The 19647-nt window shown below is 45.9% G+C and carries 19 protein-coding genes and 1 pseudogene; 12 read left to right on the top strand and 8 right to left on the bottom strand.

The genetic code is table 11. From position 1 onward, the window contains the following. Positions 1-86 (top strand): annotated as a pseudogene (locus tag H6H02_RS25540) (IS1 family transposase); the annotation flags it as partial. A gap of 432 nt (positions 87-518) precedes the next feature. On the opposite strand, the gene H6H02_RS25535 reads toward H6H02_RS25540, so the two are convergent. The 5 genes from H6H02_RS25535 to H6H02_RS25515 form a co-directional block, all read right to left on the bottom strand. Then, entirely contained in the window at positions 519-980 is a 462-nt protein-coding gene (locus H6H02_RS25535) for a phosphate-starvation-inducible PsiE family protein (RefSeq protein ID WP_190823094.1), read from the bottom strand. A 125-nt stretch (positions 981-1105) separates the two neighbouring features. Then, positions 1106-1960 (bottom strand): nitrate ABC transporter ATP-binding protein, encoded by an 855-nt coding sequence (locus tag H6H02_RS25530; RefSeq protein WP_190823092.1) that lies wholly within the window; start codon positions 1958-1960, stop codon positions 1106-1108. A gap of 167 nt (positions 1961-2127) precedes the next feature. Next, positions 2128-4131, bottom strand: a complete 2004-nt coding sequence (locus H6H02_RS25525; protein ID WP_190823089.1) for a nitrate ABC transporter ATP-binding protein — start codon at positions 4129-4131, stop codon at positions 2128-2130. A gap of 77 nt (positions 4132-4208) precedes the next feature. After that, positions 4209-5045 carry a nitrate ABC transporter permease gene (gene ntrB, locus H6H02_RS25520; RefSeq protein WP_190823086.1) on the bottom strand — a complete coding sequence of 279 codons (837 nt, stop codon included), beginning with the start codon at positions 5043-5045 and terminating at the stop codon, positions 4209-4211. A 102-nt stretch (positions 5046-5147) separates the two neighbouring features. Continuing rightward, complete coding sequence (locus tag H6H02_RS25515) at positions 5148-6518, bottom strand: CmpA/NrtA family ABC transporter substrate-binding protein (protein ID WP_190823084.1); 1371 nt, start codon at positions 6516-6518, stop codon at positions 5148-5150. 794 nt (positions 6519-7312) lie between these two features. Between H6H02_RS25515 and H6H02_RS27815 the strand changes: the two genes are divergently transcribed. The 8 genes from H6H02_RS27815 to H6H02_RS25480 all read left to right on the top strand — a co-directional run bounded on the left by H6H02_RS27815 (position 7313) and on the right by H6H02_RS25480 (position 13869). After that, complete coding sequence (locus H6H02_RS27815; RefSeq protein WP_277922602.1) at positions 7313-7447, top strand: hypothetical protein; 135 nt, start codon at positions 7313-7315, stop codon at positions 7445-7447. Between the two features lie 30 nt (positions 7448-7477). Continuing rightward, positions 7478-8002 (top strand): dihydrofolate reductase family protein, encoded by a 525-nt coding sequence (locus H6H02_RS25510; protein ID WP_190823082.1) that lies wholly within the window; start codon positions 7478-7480, stop codon positions 8000-8002. A gap of 69 nt (positions 8003-8071) precedes the next feature. Further along, positions 8072-8458, top strand: a complete 387-nt coding sequence (locus tag H6H02_RS25505; RefSeq protein ID WP_190823081.1) for a hypothetical protein — start codon at positions 8072-8074, stop codon at positions 8456-8458. Between the two features lie 444 nt (positions 8459-8902). Next, positions 8903-10141, top strand: coding sequence for a sigma-70 family RNA polymerase sigma factor (locus H6H02_RS25500; protein ID WP_190823079.1), 1239 nt, complete (start codon positions 8903-8905; stop codon positions 10139-10141). Next, entirely contained in the window at positions 10138-11313 is a 1176-nt protein-coding gene (locus H6H02_RS25495; RefSeq protein ID WP_190823077.1) for a DUF1822 family protein, read from the top strand. The genes H6H02_RS25500 and H6H02_RS25495 overlap by 4 nt, the downstream gene beginning before the upstream one ends. Before the next feature lie 180 nt (positions 11314-11493). Further along, on the top strand, positions 11494-12828 hold the full coding sequence (gene argJ / locus H6H02_RS25490; RefSeq protein ID WP_190823075.1) for a bifunctional ornithine acetyltransferase/N-acetylglutamate synthase: 1335 nt from the start codon (positions 11494-11496) through the stop codon (positions 12826-12828). 65 nt (positions 12829-12893) lie between these two features. Then, positions 12894-13427 carry a hypothetical protein gene (locus H6H02_RS25485; RefSeq protein WP_190823073.1) on the top strand — a complete coding sequence of 178 codons (534 nt, stop codon included), beginning with the start codon at positions 12894-12896 and terminating at the stop codon, positions 13425-13427. A gap of 85 nt (positions 13428-13512) precedes the next feature. Further along, positions 13513-13869, top strand: coding sequence for a hypothetical protein (locus H6H02_RS25480; RefSeq protein WP_190823071.1), 357 nt, complete (start codon positions 13513-13515; stop codon positions 13867-13869). 115 nt (positions 13870-13984) lie between these two features. On the opposite strand, the gene map is transcribed toward H6H02_RS25480, so the two are convergent. Both map and H6H02_RS25470 read right to left on the bottom strand, forming a co-directional pair. After that, complete coding sequence (gene map / locus H6H02_RS25475) at positions 13985-14746, bottom strand: type I methionyl aminopeptidase (protein WP_190823069.1); 762 nt, start codon at positions 14744-14746, stop codon at positions 13985-13987. A 150-nt stretch (positions 14747-14896) separates the two neighbouring features. Beyond that, entirely contained in the window at positions 14897-15523 is a 627-nt protein-coding gene (locus H6H02_RS25470; RefSeq protein ID WP_190823067.1) for a methyltransferase domain-containing protein, read from the bottom strand. A 111-nt stretch (positions 15524-15634) separates the two neighbouring features. Here H6H02_RS25470 and hemH point away from each other — a divergent pair, with 111 nt between their 5' ends. Continuing rightward, positions 15635-16798, top strand: a complete 1164-nt coding sequence (gene hemH / locus H6H02_RS25465) for a ferrochelatase (RefSeq protein WP_190527278.1) — start codon at positions 15635-15637, stop codon at positions 16796-16798. Positions 16799-16873: 75 nt separating this feature from the next. Here the strand turns inward: hemH and H6H02_RS25460 are convergent, their stop codons facing one another. Next, a complete protein-coding gene (locus H6H02_RS25460) occupies positions 16874-17452 on the bottom strand; it encodes a DUF4126 domain-containing protein (RefSeq protein ID WP_190823065.1) in 579 nt (192 codons plus the stop codon). Positions 17453-17824: 372 nt separating this feature from the next. Between H6H02_RS25460 and H6H02_RS25455 the strand changes: the two genes are divergently transcribed. Then, positions 17825-17971, top strand: a complete 147-nt coding sequence (locus H6H02_RS25455) for a hypothetical protein (RefSeq protein WP_190823063.1) — start codon at positions 17825-17827, stop codon at positions 17969-17971. A gap of 266 nt (positions 17972-18237) precedes the next feature. Next, entirely contained in the window at positions 18238-19536 is a 1299-nt protein-coding gene (locus H6H02_RS25450) for a Glu/Leu/Phe/Val dehydrogenase (protein ID WP_190823061.1), read from the top strand. The last annotated feature ends 111 nt before the right edge of the window (positions 19537-19647 follow it).

Here is a 19647-nt window from a genome sequence, read left to right as displayed (position 1 = left end):
CGTTATCGTTCTCTAAAAAATTGAGCAATCATATTGGGGCAATTTGGTACTTTGTGCATCATTACAATGCCTCTCTTCGTTCGTGACCATTACTATTCAGCACTACCGGATATTTAATAGCTGTGCTAACCTGCTCGGTATTCCCGAAAGCCATCAGGATACCTATGCAGCATTATTTTCGGTAATTTATATTAGCTAGAATGCTATTAGGGAAATTTAAACTTTATTTTAGATACGTAGAAATAAAAAAAGCTTCTCCTCATGTTGGAGAAGCTGCCCTTCATAAGAAATATTTTTAATAATTTCAATTAACGATTTTTCCGAACAAAGTACACGTTGTAACGTTAAGTTTTGTCCCAATATTTGACTCTCCACACCTGCTAGATTCCATCAAAATTTTAATGGAATTCAATCAGGATTAATTATTAGTACCTCTTTGAATTTTCCCATTAAGGGTACTTTAGTCTGCTAGTGCGGGTGCCAATCTCTAGTTCACAACCTTTTTTTTATTCGCGATGCTATTTGGTGTTCATGTAGCGAATAATCCAATAACTAATCGCAAGAGATAAAAGGGCAATTCCTAACCCAATTATGTCAACTCCTGAAGTTTTTTCTAAATCTAGAATAATAATTTTTCGAGCAACAGCGATTAAAGAAGTAACAATTACTAACTCAACTTGAATAACGTGCTTTTTTAGATATGCAGTGATATTTTCTAAAATTTCAAGAGCAATTAAAACGTTTAAAAATAATCCAAATATTTTGAACAATGTTTTGGTAAAAGGCTCATCTTCTGGTTGGCTAACCAGTATTTGTACCAGATAAACTCCTAGATTCCAAATTGCTAACAGAATAACTAAGATCATAGCAACTGAAAGAACCTTGGAAACAATGCCCTCTATAGTTTCCAGCGCGTGCAAGAAGTTTTCATCTTTGAAAGCTGCTCTAATTTGTTTTGTTAACCTCTTGCTTCTCCACATTTTGTCAATCTCTTTTTATAGATACACCATTCAGATTATTTTAAAAACGTTAGTATTTTTTATACTTAACGGGGTAAAAGGCAAAAGGAAAAAAGACGTGTTGTTTTTTCCTTTTGCCTTTTGCTTTATTCGTCGTGAGCAAAGCGATTGTAGAGGAAATCCAAAGCGTGATTTCGCAATTTGTAGTATTGCGGATCTTCCATGATTCGGGCGCGATCGCGCGGACGCGGAAAAGGAATTTCCATCACCTCGCCAATTTTAGCATGAGGGCCGTTCGTCATCATTACCAAGCGATCTGCTAAAAACAAAGCCTCATCAATATCGTGAGTGATCATTAATACAGTCGCTCGGTTATCGTTCCAAATTTTCAGCAATTCTTCCTGTAATTCTTCCTTAGTAATTGCATCCAACGCTCCAAAAGGTTCATCGAGAATTAAGACTTGGGGGCGAATCGCCAAAGCACGGGCAATACTGACTCGCTGTTTCATCCCGCCGGATAGTTGGGTTGGCTTTTTGTCAGCAGCTTCTGTGAGTCCCACCATTGCTAAATGGTCTCTGACAATCGCCCTTTTTTCAGCTTCCGGCTTATTAGGATAAACTGCGTTAACTGCTAGATAAATATTTTCAAACGCAGTCCGCCAAGGCAACAAAGCGTAATTTTGAAATACTACCATGCGGTCTGGCCCCGGTTGGGTGATGCGCTTAGAGCCAACTCGCACCTCGCCGCTGCTGGGCGTACTGAAACCCGACACCATATTTAGCAGCGTTGATTTGCCACAGCCAGAGTGACCGATGACACAGATAAACTCACCTTGCTGTACGGTGAGGTTAACGTCTTCCAGAACCGTGTAAGGACCTTTTGGCGTTGGATAAACTTTGGAGACATTTTCAATCACCAAAAATGGAGAACTAGTATTTTGAGTTTTGAGTTTTGAGTTTTGAGTGAAAGAAGTTGGGGTTTGAAAGTTAAAAGCTTGCATGGCTGTAGAGGGGGTAAATAAACGGTGGGAGCAAAACTGGGCGATTAGAAAGGGCGATTAGAAATAGCGGCTACACGAGACTTTACCTGCCTTCGCAAGTTTTAAATTCAGTCCGCGCCAGCGGTGTTTGTATAGCCGCGAATTACATTCGTCTGGGTTTCTGTAAATTAGGCGGCTGTCTTCGTCCTTGAATCGATGACCACTTCCGCAACTGAAAAATCCTGTTTAATCGGCAGACTATTGAGATAGGCTATTGGGTCATCGGCGTTAAAAGGAGTGCCATCAAACAGTTGAATTGCGCCGCGAGTATAACTAATATCAAGACCCAGTTCTCGCGCTGCTGTGCTAAACGCACCAACTCGACAGACTCGTTCCAGAATTTCTACCCAATTTCTAGGGAAAGGAGTATCGCCCCAACGCGCCAGCTGCGTCATAATCCAAAGTTGCTCAGTTCGACTGGGACGGTTGACACCACCTTCGCCGTAAAACTGGTGATGGGCATACTCGCGCATTGGATGGTCTAAGCTACAGGCAGAGAAATTTGGTTCTCCCATCTGGATGTAAGCTAAATCGGTACTTACATACTCCCGCCGCGCCAAAATCTCCCGAATCTCTTGGGCATTCGCCGTATCTGCACAGTATTTGCAAGCTTCCAAGAGAGCTTTCACTAAGGCGATGTGGGTGTTAGGATAAGCTGCTGCCCAGTCTTCCCGAACACCGAGAACTTTACCTGGGTGTCCCAGCCAAATTTCTAAGTCTGTCGCAATCGTAAAGCCAATTTCTTCTTCCGCGGCGCGGAGATTCCACGGTTCCCCGACGCAGTAACCGTCAATCGTTCCGGCTTGCAAATCCACAACCATTTGGGCGGGAGGGATGGTTTTGAGGGATACGTCGCGGTCGGGGTCAATACCTCCAGCCGCCAGCCAATAACGCAGCAGCAGGTTGTGCATGGAACTGGGATGCACCATTCCCATCCGGTGCTGACGATCGGGAGTGGAATGCAGATACTCTTTAAAATCAGATAAGCTGTACACGCCTTCCTCGTAGAAGCGCTTGGCGAGGGTGATGGCGTTGCCGTTGCGGGTCATGGTCAGGGAGGTGACGACCGGAACGGGGCGGTTCTCATGACCTCCTAGAGTTAACCAGATGGGCATTCCGGAGGGCATCTGGGCGGCATCTAAATATCCGCCAGTTATACCATCGGTGATTCCCCGCCAGCTGGTTTCGCGCATTAGGTTGACTTCATCCAGTCCATGCTTAGTAAAGAAGCCTTTTTCCTTAGCGATCGCTAGAGGCGCACAAGCGGTTAGGGGTAAGAAGCCAATATCGAGATTAACTTTTTCTAGTCCGTGACGCGCGATCGCTGTCGTCTTCCTAGCGCGAATTTTCTTAATCCGTTTCTGCTGATTGAGGAAGTAAATCATCTCACTCCGCAAGCTGTAGTAGCTGGGATGTTCTACGACTTCCATCCGCTTGCGGGGACGGGGAATATCAACTTCCAGAATCTGACCAATTTTGGATTCTGGGCCATTGGTGAGCATTACAATTCGGTCAGACAACAGCACCGCTTCATCGACATCGTGAGTCACCATAACGGCGGTGACTTGGTTTTCTTCGCAGATTCTCATCAGCTGTTCTTGCAAGTTACCCCGCGTCAGCGCATCTAATGCCCCAAACGGTTCATCGAGTAGCAGTAACTTGGGACGAATCGCGAGGGCGCGGGCGATCGCTACCCGCTGTTTCATTCCACCCGATAATTGAGCTGGTGGTTTATCAGCAGCATGGCGCAACCCTACCATATCAATATGCTGCTCTACAATTGCTTTGCGTTCCCCGGCTGGCAAATCTTTCATTACCGAGTTCACAGCTAACGCAATATTTTCCCGTACCGTGCGCCAAGGCAATAGTGAATAATTTTGGAATACTACCATCCGGTCAGGGCCGGGTTTAGTAATGCGTTGACCTTCCAACGTCACTACACCTTCAGTTGGCAAATCTAAACCCGCCACCATGTTTAACAGCGTGGATTTACCACAACCGGAGTGACCAATTAGAGAAACAAATTCTCCTTTTTTTATCTGGAGGTCAATTCCTTTGAGAGCAACATAGGTGCCACCCCCGGTTAACGAAAACACCTTATCAATTTGGTCAACAGCAACAAAAACGCTCATCTACTTGTCCCTTACCCTTTGTCAGTTGTTAGTTTCTAATGGCTAATTGCAATTAGCCATTAGCTATTAGCCATTAGTTACTTTTGTGCTTCAGGTACAATCCGCCTTTCTATCCAAGCCATCGCTTTATCTAGCACCAGACCAACAACACCGATGTAGATTAAAGCCAAGATAACTTCACTAACTGCGTTATTCTGATACGCTTCCCAGATAAAGAAGCCAATCCCGACAATACCGGACATCACAATTTCTGCTGCGATAATTGCCAACCAAGCCAAACCGATTGCAATTCTCAAACCTGTGAAAATGTAGGGTAAAGCAGCAGGAATGAGAATATTGAAGAAGTATTCTTTCCGTGAAAGCTGCAAAACTTTGGCGACGTTGTTGTAATCTTGAGGAATTTGCTTCACTCCCACCGCTGTATTAATCAAGATAGGCCAGATAGCGGTGATAAAAATTACGAAAAGGGCGGCTGGTTCATTTTGGCGCAATGCTGCCAAAGAAATTGGCACCCAAGCTAGAGGCGGTACAGTTCGCAATAACTGGAAGAGAGGATCTAAGGCTTTGGACATCAATTTATTCGTACCAATCAAGATGCCCAAGGCAATACCGATAATCGCTGCTAAGGAGTAACTAATAGCCACCCGTTGTAAACTAGCGAGAATTTGCCAAAACAAACCTTTGTCTGTACCGCCTTTGTCATAAAAAGGCCAGAAAATTAGTATCCAAGTGTCTTTGACTACCTGAATGGGGCCTGGTAGCGTTGCACCCGGAGTCCAAGAGAACAGCTGCCACACGAGGAGGAAAATAGCGATCGCGATAAATGGCGGTATCAGGTCGGGAAATTGCTTGTTTAGGCGGGACAACCAGGCGTTCTGGGAAGTAGTGGAAGCGCGTCTTTGTAGCGTTGTCATGGACAGTCTTCTCCTAAACTTGGGTAATTGGGAATGGGTAATTGGTCTACTGTTTTTTGTCCGTTGTCTGCTATTTGTTATCAACTAGCGGCTGACAACAGACTAAGCTTTCACTTTCTTGATTTTCAGTTGTTGCAGGTAAGCTGTGGGATTTTCTGGGTCGAACTTAACACCATCAAAAAATTCTTCAACGCCACGAGATGTACTTGTCGGAATGTCAGCAGCAGCAATTCCTGCTTCTTTGGCCGCTTCTCTCCAAATATCCTCCCGGTTGACTTTATCAATAATGGTTTTAGCATTTGCCAATGTAGATTCAGGCAAAAAGCCCCAGCGGACGCTTTCGGTGATAAACCAAAGATCGTGGCTCTTGTAGGGATAAGAAACACTACCTTTTTCATCTTTCCAGTAATAAGGTGCCATTGATTTATCGTCAATGACGCGACCATCGCCCATATCGTATTTGCCCATCATTGGGCCTTCAAGAATTTCTGGTGCAAGGTTGAAATAATTCCGCGAACCGAGAATTTGTACTGCTTCTTTCCGGTTATCAAAATTATCTAACCACTGTTGCGCTTCCATGATACCTTTCAAAATTGCTTTAGTTGCCTTGGGATTTTTATTAACCCAATCTGCTCTTAAAGCCAAGTATTCTTCAGGATGATTTTTCCAAATTTCCGCGGTTAATGCCGCCATAAAGCCAATCTTATCTTTAACAATTCGATAGGGCCAGGGGTCACCTGTACTGAAAGCATCCATCGTCCCCGTCTTCATGTTGGCAACAGTTTGAGCAGATGGTACGGGAATTAATTTCATATCAGCATCTGGATCAATGCCGTTTGCTGCTAACCAGTAGCGAATCCAGAAATCTTGGTTAACTTGGGGAAACGTATGGGCGGCTGTAAACGGAGTGTTTGCTGATTTGAGTTGGTTGAATAATGCAGTTCCACCGTTCATTTTTAATGACATTCCCTTCCCTAGATGCTTGCTAGCAAGGGCAATTCCATTCCCATGAGTATTCAACTGAGCTAGTAAGTACATGGGAATTTTTTGATTACCTTTGGTGATAATACCTTCAGCAATCAAATGCGGCATTGGCATCTGATATTGACCGCCATCCACACCGCCACCGGCTGAACCAATCTCGGTGTTATCCCGCATGGAACCCCAGGAAGCTTGTTTGGAAATTTCAACTTCCGTCATGCCGTATTTAGCAAAAAAACCTTTCTCTTTAGCAATAATTAGGGGAGCAGATTCTACAATGGGGACAAATCCTAGTTTTACTTTAGAAGTTTCTGGCGCTTGTTCTGGGTTGATGTTAGCAGCAGGCGCAGCACCAGTAGTTGTCTGCGCTAGAGTGCTGTTGCCTGGTTCGGGAGGATTTCCTAAACACCCTTTTAGCAATAAAGAAACTACAGTAGATGCCCCAGCAGTTAAAATAAATTTGCGGCGTGAAAGTCGAGAAAATTGGCTCATAATGCCTCCTTGTTACAAATCTTGTTTAGTGTTTTTGGCAGGAAAGCTATCTTAATAAAAAGAATGCTTCTTGAACGCAAAAGCCATGACAATTAGAGGCAGAAGAAACCTCTTTCCTGCACTGGTTAAAGGTTTACTGCACTAAAATTGATGGTTGTTTGCTAAAACTAAGCCGCGAACCTACTGATAGAGTTACGGCAATTAGCTTCAAACAAATTTGCTAAAGTCGGTCGCGTTAGCTTCTTTGCGTTAGCAACGCTGCTTGCGCTCTTCGTTAAAAGTGAATATACCACCTTGAATTGGTAAATGAATAGCTAAAAAACGCAACTTATCAGTGAAAAATCCAATGGTATCTATAAATTTTTTCTTTAGATTTGACACTGTGATTAGCTAAACGAATACGCTGATTAATGGGTGATTATCTAAAACGCTGAATTTGCGATAAGACCTACATTAAGGCAGCGCGATCGCTCGAATTGCATACATTAGGCAGACTTGTTCATGAAAAATCCAATGGTAATCATAGAAATTTACTTGGATGTCCTTGCTTAACCCAATAAACAGTCTGATTAAGTTTTGCTTATTAAACCCATTTAATGATGTTTATCCACTTTCCTCAACTAGAGGCGATCGCTGATCCTGAATTCATGAATCCCTCCAGCCTGTAGGGAGAGCTAAAGTTATCGTCAATTTCCGCCGAGTGCAACGGACAGACGGGTAATCTTGGTAGATTATGCTGTGAAGTGAGAATATCGAAAAGAAAGCGATCGCCTAGCTGACAAGAAGCATTCGCTATGACCGTAACGATAGCCAAATGGACGCTGGACGAGCATCACCCCTTATTGCAAATGCAAAGGGCATCTTGGACGAGCGACGTGTGGAACTCCTCAAAGGCGAAAGCTTGTGGGGAGGAGCCAGGGTGGGGTTAAACTGGACTGCATCCAAACCAGAATTGCTATATGCGAAGACTAAAATATTACGTAGCTTGCACCATTGATGGGTTTATTGCCCACGAAGATCACACAGTTGATGGTTTTCCTACGGAAGGCGAACACATAACCGATTATCTCGAATCGCTCAAGCAGTTTGATGTCGTTTTAATGGGACGTAGGACATACGAGTTCGGACTGAAGCTCGGCGTTACCAATCCTTATCCAACGATGAAGCAGTACGTTTTCTCGCGGACGATGAAGGAAAGTCCGGATGAGAATGTTGAACTCGTTTCAGACAATATTGCTGAATTGCTCAGGAAATTGAAGAATGAAACGGGCAAAGACATTTACCTTTGCGGTGGCGCGGATTTAGCGACAATGCTTCTTGGCGAAAACTTGATTGACGAGATCATCCTGAAGTTGAGTCCGGTACTGTTCGGATCGGGCATTCCACTTTTTTCCGGAGTCATCAAGCAAACCGCTGTAGAACTCACCGACAGCAAAATCTATGAAAGTGGTGTCTTATTGCTTCATTATCGGGTGAAGAATTGAAGTGTTGAGGTTTAAAAATTAGAAGAGATTATGGTTAAGCGATCGCAGATTTCAAACACTGCCGCAAGGATGAAACTAAGAAAGCTAATCGGCAGTAATCCCGTCATTCTCGCCCTACTACTAACAAGCTTCACCCCCGGCGCAAACGCTGAAACGCAGATTAACTACAAATTGCTGGTTGGTGAATGGAGTCCACCAGGGCAATGCAACCATAGCAGAATGGTGTATACAGCAGATGGCTATGTCCAAGGTCTGTGGAATTCTAATAACCAATGGTCAAAAATGTTTTCAACGCCTGGAACTTATAAACCTATTCCGCAGGGGTTTATTATATACAATGCAGATGGGGCTGAGTTTAGAAGAATCTACATTAAAAAACTGACTACCTCAACCTTACACTTTAATGGCTCGAATAATACCGCGGAGGAAATACATCAAAAATGCCCCACTCGGTAGCTAAAATTACAGCGAATGTATTAAGACTTACCTAAAAGCGATCGCTCTCTCTAGAGAAGATAGCTTAAGACTTGAAACCAATTGCGATCGCAAGATTCCCTATCTAGCCTCTGCACGAGAAACCTAGATTTAGTAATAGAAATACATTTCCCTAGATGAGAGGAAGTTAAGATTCAAACTGAGGGATTCAATTAGAAATTATTGCCACTTTTCTCTCCAGGCACCCATTACATTAAATTCCCTCGGCGCAACGCTCATAAATTTTAAATGGCTCTAACCAAATATGTTGCAAAGAGGGTCGAAACCGAAAACGAAAATTAAGTCTGACCATCTTGCTAACTTTTTGTAGTAAGGTTTGGGAAACGTTGTTGAGTTCCTGTAGTCAAGTTCGGGAAGCGTTGCTAAATCCCGTCTGTTGTTCTCTATGTCGGTTGGCGATTTTTTATGCAGACTCGGCAAAACATCATTGAAATTTTTTCGACGTTCTTGCAATTTGATGCGGATCGGTTCAGTGGTTGGGTGACAGATGCCAAACTGCGGCGAAGTATGCTGGGTTGCATGAGTCAGCTGCCACAACCAGAAACTTCAGAAAAATATTGGGTGCTTTACTGGTACAAGGAAAGGCAATTTCAGGGGGAGAGTCTGGCGCGATCGCCCAAAATGAGTGATTCCCTGGGAACATGGCATCTAGCCGCTTATCTCCAAGAAACTGGCTATTGGGTGGCTCAAAAAACGGCTGCAAATTTTTCCAGCGGACAGAATACTGTCGCTGACTGTTTTCAAATCGCGATCGCGCAAGTTGATAAAGTCCTCAAAGGCTTTAACCCTAGCCAAGGTTTTGCACTGAAAAATTACGCGAGTGCCATTTTCGGCAATCTGATCCGCGAAAACCTGCGCCAGCGCGGGGAAGTGGATATCTGCACGCCTTGGGGATTGTTGCGTAAAATCAGCCAAAAGCGACTCATTGAGGCTTTGCAAACAGCGGGGTTATCTTCGCAAGCGATCGCAAGTTACGTTCTCGCTTGGAACTGTTTCAAGGCGGTGTATGTCCCGACGCAAACTGTCGTCAGCCGCAAACTTCCGAAACCAGACACTGCTGCTTGGAACGCGATCTCAACCCTGTACAATTACAATTCACAACGACAAGGTGCAGAATGTCATCCCGAAACGTTGGAAAAGTGGCTGCTGAGTTGTGCGAAAGCTGCACGCGACTATCTCTATCCGACGTTTAATTCCCTGAATACTCCCAGGGAAGGACAAGATTCTGGAGAATTCCTGGAGACGCTCTCTGGAACTGAATCTCCATCTTTACTTGCCGAAATTATTAGTCAGGAAGAAGAACAAAGCCGCAATTCTCAGCTAGCTGAAATTAACGCAGTTTTAGTCGCAGCCGTTGCCAAGCTGGAATCCCAAGCCCAACAACTATTGCAGATGTACTACACTCAGCAGCTAAATCAACAGCAGATTGCTCAGCAGTTGGAAATTCAGCAATATACGGTTTCTCGTCGGCTTTCTAAGGCACGGCAATCCTTGCTGCTGGCGCTGGCTCAATGGAGCCAGAACACCCTGCATATTTCCTTGACCTCAGACGTACTAAAAGATACCAGTGCAGTGCTGGAAGAATGGCTCAAAACCCACTACAGCCATCTTGACACCCTAACCCACAGGGAGCAGCCCCAATGACCTATGACGCCGCCTTATTTGCCTTTACCGATCCGACTCAACTGTGCTTAGAAATCTCGCCCACCGCTCAAAATCAGGCGCAACAACAAAGCCAATCTTTTTCTACACTCAGTAGTCGTTGGAATGCTTATCTCAATCAAATTTCCCTGAGTGCAATTTTATCTTGGCTGCGAGAAGAGTACGAACCAAGAGCGAAAGCTTGGCCTAGTGTTGGCGCTTTACCCAGCGGCTGGGAAGTGGTGAATGGAACCGCGATTGAATTAGGGACAACGCGATTCGTCTTCATTGTCAGCGAAGCCATCGACTTGAGCGAATTGCGGGTGCCGCAAGAATGGGTAGATATACCCAGTTGGGTTGGGGATTATTACCTAGCCGTGCAAGTCGATCCGGATAATGGGTGGCTCAGGATTTGGGGGTACTGCACTCATCAACAGCTAAAGACGAGAGGAAATTATGATGCGAGCGATCGCACTTATTCTTTAGATGAAAGCGACGTAATTCCAGACATCAATGCTCTGTGGGTGGCGCGTCAACTTTGCCCGGAAGAAGCGACCCGCACCGAGGTTGCACCAATGACCCCTTTATCCTCAACACAAGCAGAAAATTTGATCCAGCGTTTAGCAAACACTGCAATTACAGCGCCTCGGCTAGAAGTGCCTTTTGCTATCTGGGGAGCGTTACTAGAGCATGGCGGCTGGCGAGAGCGTTTGTACGAACGACGGCAAGGACTACCGGAGCAGTGGTCAATTCTGCAATGGCTCCGGATGGGTGTCTCAGAAGTCGGACAGCAATTGGGTTGGGGACGGGTTGAGTTTCAACCGAGTTTTGCGGGTGCTAGAAGCGCAGAACCCACGCCGATGCTCACCGCACTGTCTCGCCGATTGGACATTGCCGGTCAACAATACGAATTGCAAGTCATCCCCCTAGGTAATCCAGAGGAGCGAAGCTGGCGCTTTGAGCTGCGAAATTTATCAATCGGTACAAGCATTCCCGGTGGATTTACCCTCAGACTTCTGACTGAGGACTTACAACCCTTTGAAAACAACGAAGATATTGCCACGACTGCTGTAGACCAGCTTTACGTTGATGTCATTCTGGCACCTGGAGAAGGATTGGTGTGGGAAATAGAGCCAGGTCCAGAAAACTACGAAAGAGAAATCTTACGTTTTTAACGGCGATCGCGTCTTCCCAATCGCTCACATAGAAGGGACGTAAACTGTAGAGAGCATCCACAAAGCGAACTGACTTGTTGGGCGCAACGCGATCGCCCCCAATTTAATTTATGACTCAGTAACAGTTTGTCAGCCCTGAGAATTGCTAAAATTTGCATCATTTAGGTTTCAGGGGGAGTGATGACAAACTGGCAAATTATTAGTGGTGGAGTAACGGCTCCTAGAGGGTATCGGGCGGCTGGAATTGCTGCCGGACTGAAGCCTTCAGGCTTACCAGATTTGGCATTAATTTATTCAGAGGTAGAAGCGATCGCAGCAGGCGTCTTCACCACCAGTCAGGTACGCGCCGCTTGTGTCGATTATTGCCGTCAGCAGCTCTCTGTCAAACACAGCGCCCACGCAATTCTCTGCAACGCTGGGCAAGCCAACGCCGCCACGGGTTCCCAAGGTTGGATCGATGCAATTGAAAGCGCTCAGATGTTGGCTCAAGTGCTGAATATTTCCTCTGACTCTATCTTATTGGCATCTACAGGCGTCATTGGGCAACGAATTAAGATGGATGCCCTCCGAGATGGAATTCCTAAATTGGTCGCCGCTGCCTCTGAAACCGGCGGCGATGCAGCTGCACAAGCAATCGTCACCACCGATTTAGTGACGAAATCGATTGCCCTAGAGACAACTTTTGGCGATCGCCCGGTGCGAATCGGCGGTATGGCAAAGGGATCTGGGATGATTCATCCCAACATGGCGACGATGCTGGCTTTTGTCACTTGCGATGCGGCGGTTGCTCCCTCCCTATGGCAAAAAATGGTAAGTCGAGCCGCCGACCAAAGTTTTAACCAAATTACCGTAGATGGCGATACGAGTACCAACGATACGCTGATCGCCTTAGCAAACGGAGAATCTCGCACCCCGGCGATTACCGAAATGGGACCAGACGCCGAGAAATTAGAGGCGATGCTGACTGAAGTTTGCCAATATTTAGCGAAAGCGATCGCCCGTGATGGCGAAGGGGCTACCTGCTTAATTGAAGTACAAGTTACCGGCGCATCTGATGAAAAAGCTGCCCGTCAGGTTGCCAAAACCGTTGTCGGTTCATCCTTAGTCAAGTCAGCCGTGTTTGGGCGCGATCCTAACTGGGGACGAATTGCCGCAGCGGCGGGTCGTTCCGGGGTGCTGTTCGATCAAGAACATCTCCGCATTCAGCTAGGGGACTTCTTATTAATGGAAAATGGTCAACCTTTGCCCTTCGATCGGGCGGCGGCGAGTGCTTATTTAAAACAAGCGGCGGCAGCGTCGGCAAAAGAGGTACTTAGCACTGATTCCAGTAATGACTTAATGCAAGTAGAGTCCGGTCAACCTGTTGCGTTTAGTCGTCCTGCATCGCCGACTAATTTTAAAGATCAGACCGTTGCGATCGCGCTGAGCATCGGGAATGGTTCGGGTTCTGGTGTCGCTTGGGGGTGCGACTTAAGTTATGACTATGTGAAGATTAACGCTGAGTACACAACTTAAGTTTTGAGTAATTTGGCTGATCTGTTCTAGGTGCCATACTTCCGACTCTCGCAAAGGTTAATAGGATGAAAACTGCAACAACCAAAAATATCATCAAATTTCAATCCTATAAGTTTGCCTTTGAGCGCATGGAAGAGGCAATTCAAAAAGAGTTTTTTCTAGAATCAATTATGATTGCGGAAAGCATCATTTCAGATCGGCTTTTGAGTTACTTAGTTGTTAGACTGAAAGAAGCAGGCGAAACTCATCAGTTTACGAATAAAGAAACCTTTCTTGGAAGATTGCTTCAGGAATGGAAAAGGCGGGATGAGAAAGTTCCGTATAAAACCAGAGAAGATTTGATTGATGCGGTGAGGCTCTGGAGCTACGACCGGAATGAATGCGCTCATGGTCTTGTGAAGTCTCAACCGGGCAAACCGACTACATCGGTAGAAGAGTTTACCCAAAAAGCTTCTAACTGTGCAGTCAATGGGAAACAGCTAGCTCGTGATATCTGTAGCTGGACGCAAAGCAAAAAATCAAAAATTAGAAAGACCAAAGTCCAAGCGCCTGAATCAATCGATACACCCACACAGCCTGCTTGTTCTGATTTAATTTAGTGCGATCGCTTTCATAAAGCGATCGCTGAGTGCCCCATGCAACCACCAACACACGAATTGTCCTACCTGAGAGGATCAATAATGTATGTTCAAAAAAATAGAGTTGCTTTGTCTTGCCATCATGTTGGGAATCGCCCTCCTGCCCAAACAAACACTGGCGCAAGAGTCATCTTACTTAGAATCGCGGATTTCTAGATTGGAATCCGAAACTTATCAATTGCGATCGCAAATAAATCAGCTACAGTCGCAGGTATTAGGGCTGAACCAGTCCACTCAAAGAACTGGCTCAACGAAGCCAGCGCCTCCCATTGCCCCTAGAGGCAATCGACCCGCCTCAGCAGACCCCATGTTTGACCGCCTAGCCACTCTGGTTATCGAACTCAAGCAGCGTATCAACAAACTAGAAGCACAAGTCACGGAATTACAGAAACAACGCCGTTAGAAGCCAGACAATTTTAGATCGTTTAGCCAAAACCTGGCACATCTACGCTCCTCACAACCTCCCAACAATTCCTCCAGCGCGACAAAGCAACCTTTGATGAGGGAACCGTCTATCCTTAAGCTTGGGTAAGGATTTCGACGCCTTCCTCAGTGACAGCCACCGTATGCTCAAACTGGGCGGAGAGCTTGCGATCGAGTGTGATAGCCGTCCACCCATCGTCGAGAACCTCGACTTCCCAAGTGCCCTCATTAATCATCGGTTCAATCGTAAAAACCATGCCCGGTCTCAGACGCTTCCCAGTTCCGCGTCTACCATAATGGAGAATCTCTGGTGCAGTATGGAAAATGCGGTGAACACCGTGTCCCGCGAAGTTCCGTACCACAGAAAAACCTTCTCCTTCAGCGTACTCTTGAATCGCTGCCCCAATATCGCCAATCCGCGCCCCCGGCTTGACTTCAGCAATTCCTCTGTTTAAGCACTCCAGCGTCACCTCAACCAACTTTTTCGCCGTGGGTGAGGGCTTACCCACAAAAAACGTCTTAGAGGTATCGCCGTGGTAGCCATCCACCAGCGGCGTCACATCAATGTTAATGATGTCTCCTTCTTTTAGAACCTGTTTAGCGCTAGGGATGCCGTGACAGACCACTTCATTGATGCTGGTGCAAAGAGACTTGGGAAATCCTTTGTAGCCCAGCGGGGCGCTTTTCGCTTTGTGAGCTAAAGTCCAGCGTTCGGCTTCATCGTTGATTTCTAGGGTACTGACTCCTGGCTTGACCATCGGTTCGAGATGGTTGAGGAGTTCAGCCGCCAAGCGCCCAGCCTGACGCATTTTATCCAACTCCCGGTTTGATAACAGCTCAATTGTTTCGCTTTTCATCTGTGATATATTTCCTTGATTTTCTGGTGGCGATTAGCCGCTTGTGAGGCAAGAGAAGGCGTCTCATTTGTAGCTAATTCGTGTATCTGGGAATGCAGAGTAGACGCGCTGCTTCCCTCTGGCTCTGTTTGGAGTGCGTTCTGGAGTAGTTTATTTCCGGGCGTGAATCACCTGCAAACTTCCACCTGCATGGAGAGTAGGTTCTTCCACCAGATTAAACCCAATCTCCTGCAACAACCCAGGCAAATCCGTCTGTAACAACTGCCAAGCGGTTTCTGTTTCAAACAGCCACAAAAATAGGGAGATTGGAGGCCAAAATAGCGGATTTGTGGGACGATGAAAATCGACCAAGGCAAAGATGCCTCCTGGTTTGAGTACCCGGTAGACTTCTTGGAGAATTTGTCGCAATCGATCGGGTTCCATTTCATGCATGGCAGCACTCGTATGCACGAGGTCAAAGCGATCGCTCAGCAAAGGCATATCCTCTGCCAAGGCTTCCACATACTTCGCTTGCGGGACGTTCCGCTGCGCCCGTTCCAGGGATACGGGAGAGATATCTAGACCCGTGACATCTTCGGAATATTTCACCAAGACTTGGGTTGCCTGACCGCTGCCACAACAGAGGTCTAACACTTTGGTTTCTGAATCGATCGTTAACCCTTGCAAAGCCAGTTGACGAAATCTTGCTTCCCCGCCTACACTCACAGCAGCTAAACGAGCGATCGCATCATACAGCCATTGGTGTTGATAACTCCAAGTCCTTAAAATAGTAGCCACTACTCCACTCCTAGTTAAAATCTGTATCTCTTATTGCAGACCCGAACCTTTAAAAGAATATTATTGTTAAAATCAGTAACGAAAATGAAAGATTTGGAAACTGTAACCGCTATGGGTCGTGTAGGAGTTTTGCTACTAAATCTGGGTGGGCCGGATGATTTAGAGGATGTTGGACCTTTTCTGTTTAATCTGTTTTCCGACCCAGAGATTATTCGCATACCCTTTTCTGGGCTACAGAAACCCTTAGCGTGGCTGATTTCCACCTTAAGAACCAAGAAATCGCAAGAAAACTATCAGGTAATCGGGGGTGGCTCCCCACTGCGGCGGATTACAGAAGCCCAAGCAGAAGCGCTTGAGGCAAAATTGCAGCAACAAGGACAAGAAGCGAATATTTACATCGGGATGCGTTACTGGTATCCCTTTACAGAAGAAGCGATCGCTCGCATCAAACGCGACGCCATAGAACACCTGGTAATTCTCCCCCTCTATCCCCAGTTTTCTATCAGCACCAGCGGTTCCAGCTTCCGCCTTTTAGAAAGACTATGGCAGGAAGACCCAGCACTTAGCCGAATTGAATACACCGTCATTCCTTCCTGGTATCAGCAACCCAGCTACCTGCAAGCAATGGCTGAGTTGATTACCCAAGAACTCAACCAATTTCCCAATCCCGACCAAGTTCATCTCTTTTTTAGCGCTCACGGCGTTCCCGTCAGCTACGTTGAAGAAGCCGGAGATCCCTACCAAAAAGAAATTGAGGACTGTACTGCTCTAATTATGCAGACCCTCAATCGACCTAATCCCCACACCCTGGCTTATCAAAGTCGAGTCGGGCCAGTTGAGTGGCTTAAACCCTACACCGAAGACGCCCTAAAAGAACTAGGAGCCAAGGGAGTCGAACATTTGTTAGTTGTACCGATTAGCTTTGTCTCCGAGCATATCGAAACCTTACAAGAAATTGACGTCGAGTACCGCGAACTGGCAGAAGAATCTGGCATCCACGACTTCCGCCGCGTGCCAGCATTAGATACACATCCCCGCTTTATTGAAGCAATGGCGACTTTGGTGATTGATGCTCTCGACGCCCCCAGCCTGAAGTTATCCCAAGTCACACAGCTCAAGAAGAAAGTCAAAATGTATCCTCAAGAGCGCTGGGAATGGGGCATGACCACAGCAGCAGAAGTCTGGAACGGGCGTCTGGCAATGCTGGGCTTTCTTGCCTTGGTAATCGAGTTAATTAGCGGTCGCGGGCCTCTACACTTTGTCGGACTCATGTAAAAATTAAAAAGTAAAAAAGCAAAACTACAAACAATCCTTTGTTTTGTACAAGAGCCTTTTTACTTTTGTCTTCCTTCAGTCGGGTTGCTGATAGTTGGCTCTAGAGCGTTTGTGTCCTCGATACCAGCGATACCATTCCTTAGAGCTGCGAATAGCCAGCCACAACAAAATTAAGGCGATGAGTCCTCCATGCTTGGGCGCATCAAAAGCGAAGACGACCAAGACAACGCACAGAACATCTTGCAAAAAGACGACCCACAGCGGTAGACGCCGCAAGCGGTAGAACCAGCCGACCTGAACTAGCTGGAGGACGAACGCTAATAAGCTGCCTACCACGGCAACTATCCAGAGAAGCCCAGTGGAAGCGCCAGTGATTTGGGCAACGGCAACGCCCATAATCGCTCCGACAATCGGGCTGAAAGCTAGCTGGATCAGTTGCAATACGCGCTGACCCAACAGCTTTTTTGAGGCGAACAGCTCAAATAACGACCAGCTGGTTAGCACTCCTAAAACGACAGGAGGAGGAAAGCGCGACAGTAGGGGCACGCTTGACCAGAGATTGGTACTGTGCAGTAGACCAATGACCAGTAAGGGCAGAGCTACCCTCATCCCTGCCGCCGCAGACGCAGAGAGTGCGGCTAAGATTTCAATCATAAGAATTCAGCCGACACAAGAACTGATTGCTTGACATCAGGACAAATGAGAAGGTTTCCTCTGTTTACAGTTTCACACTGCTATAGAGAGGTTGCCACTAATTTCCAAGATATTTCATAAGTAAGGACTGCGCTGATGGGTCATCCCCCCTCATCCGCTGTCCCAAACTCCACTTAAACCGGAATTGTGTCGCTTATTCTTAAAATGTTACATATAATACAGTTTTTTTTGTGTTTTAATGTTGGTAGGGAAAGTTAAGCGTCTTCCAAGAAAGAAAATTAATTGCAATACGTGCTAAGCGCACACGACGCGCACACTTATTAAGTCGGTAAAAATAAACAAAAAATCCTCACTTTGCAGAGAAACTCGACGATGAGCTACTCGCAAGATTACCGATTGAAAAATGGGTTTAGAGGGGATGTGGTTTTTGCCTACTTAATTAACAACCCTAGCCAAAGCAATCGTTTTCTATTGCGAGAATCTACTGAAGCAGGTGATGTAATTAAACATTACTTGTAGGGTTTGTAATGGGTAATTGTTATGCATCATACAGTTCACTTTTTTCACCGGGACATTTTAGCTTCTTCTCTCTTTTTTTAATAGATTAGAGCGCTCTAATTTGTAGCTTCGCAAAAGTGAAATGGAAACACATCAGGGACTAAAGACTACTGAAAATTATCCCCTTCCAGCCCTAAAGGTCACTTTAATTTACACAGTTCTGCTTCTCTTACATTGAAATTTGTATTTGCATACCAGCTTGATCGCGCAACAGGAGGAATCGTGGGATGTCAGACTCATTATTTGCTGATGCTAGCCAAAGATTAGAACAAGCCCTAAAATTTGTTTCTATTTCCGACGATGCAGCCGAACACTTAAAATATCCAAAAGCCAGTTTAGCTGTTTCAATTCCTGTCCGGATGGATAACGGCACTTTGAGAATTTTTCAGGGCTATCGTGTCCGTTACGATGACACCAGAGGTCCGACTAAAGGAGGGGTGCGCTATCACCCCAATGTTTCAATGGATGAAGTGCAATCCTTAGCCTTTTGGATGACCTTTAAGTGTGCGGTATTAAATTTACCGTTTGGTGGGGCAAAAGGGGGAATTACGCTGAATCCGAAAGAACTCTCGAAGATGGAGTTAGAACGGCTGAGTCGAGGATATGTGGATGCGATCGCAGACTTTATTGGCCCTGACGTGGATATTCCAGCACCCGACGTATACACCAATCCCATGATTATGGGTTGGATGATGGATCAATACAGTATTATCCGCCGTCAAATTACCCCAGCCGTTGTCACTGGCAAACCGTTAACAATGGGGGGTAGTTTAGGCAGAGATACTGCTACCGCCATGGGTGCTTTCTTTGTGATTGAAAGCATCATGAGCAAAGTCGATCGACTCCCTCCAGAGACAACCGTAGCCGTTCAAGGATTTGGGAATGCTGGTGCAGAGATAGCAGAATTACTCTACAAAGCCGGATATAAAGTTGTTGCGGTTAGCGATTCCCAAGGTGGTGTCTATTCCAAAAAAGGTTTAGATATTCCCAGTATTCGGCAATATAAAGTCTCCAGCAAAGGTATTAAAGCCCTCTACTGCCAAGACACCGTTTGCCACATGGATGAACACGAAGTCATCAGCAATGAGGAACTTTTAGCTTTAGATGTGGATGTCCTGATTCCCGCCGCCTTAGAAAATCAAATTAATGAGGCGAATGTCAAGGATATCAAAGCAAAATATATCTTTGAAGTTGCTAACGGCCCGGTTAGTTCAGCCGCTGACAGAATTTTGGAAGAAAGGGGAATTTACGTCTTTCCCGATATTTTAGTCAATGCGGGCGGCGTTACAGTCAGCTACTTTGAATGGGTACAAAATCGTAGCGGACTTTATTGGACACTCAAAGAAGTCAATCAACGTTTAATGGAAAAAATGGTCGAAGAAACTGAGAAAATTTGGTCAATTTCTCAGGAACTAGCGATTCCGATGCGAACAGCGGCTTACGTCCATGCTTTAAATCGATTGGGAGAAGCCATCAACGCTAAGGGTACGCGAGACTATTATCTCAACGGTCGAGTTTACGCATAAGTAGCTAGGATGATTTAAACCTAAAACGCTCCATCGTATACCCACCTTGTTCACTTCGTGATTCCATGCCCTCCATCACAGCCAGGGCTAAATCATATTCATTGTCAAACA

Source organism: Coleofasciculus sp. FACHB-1120 (genome assembly GCF_014698845.1).
In the GTDB taxonomy this organism is placed as follows: Bacteria; Cyanobacteriota; Cyanobacteriia; order Cyanobacteriales; family FACHB-T130; genus FACHB-T130.
This window is presented reverse-complemented; position numbering and strand designations above follow the sequence as displayed.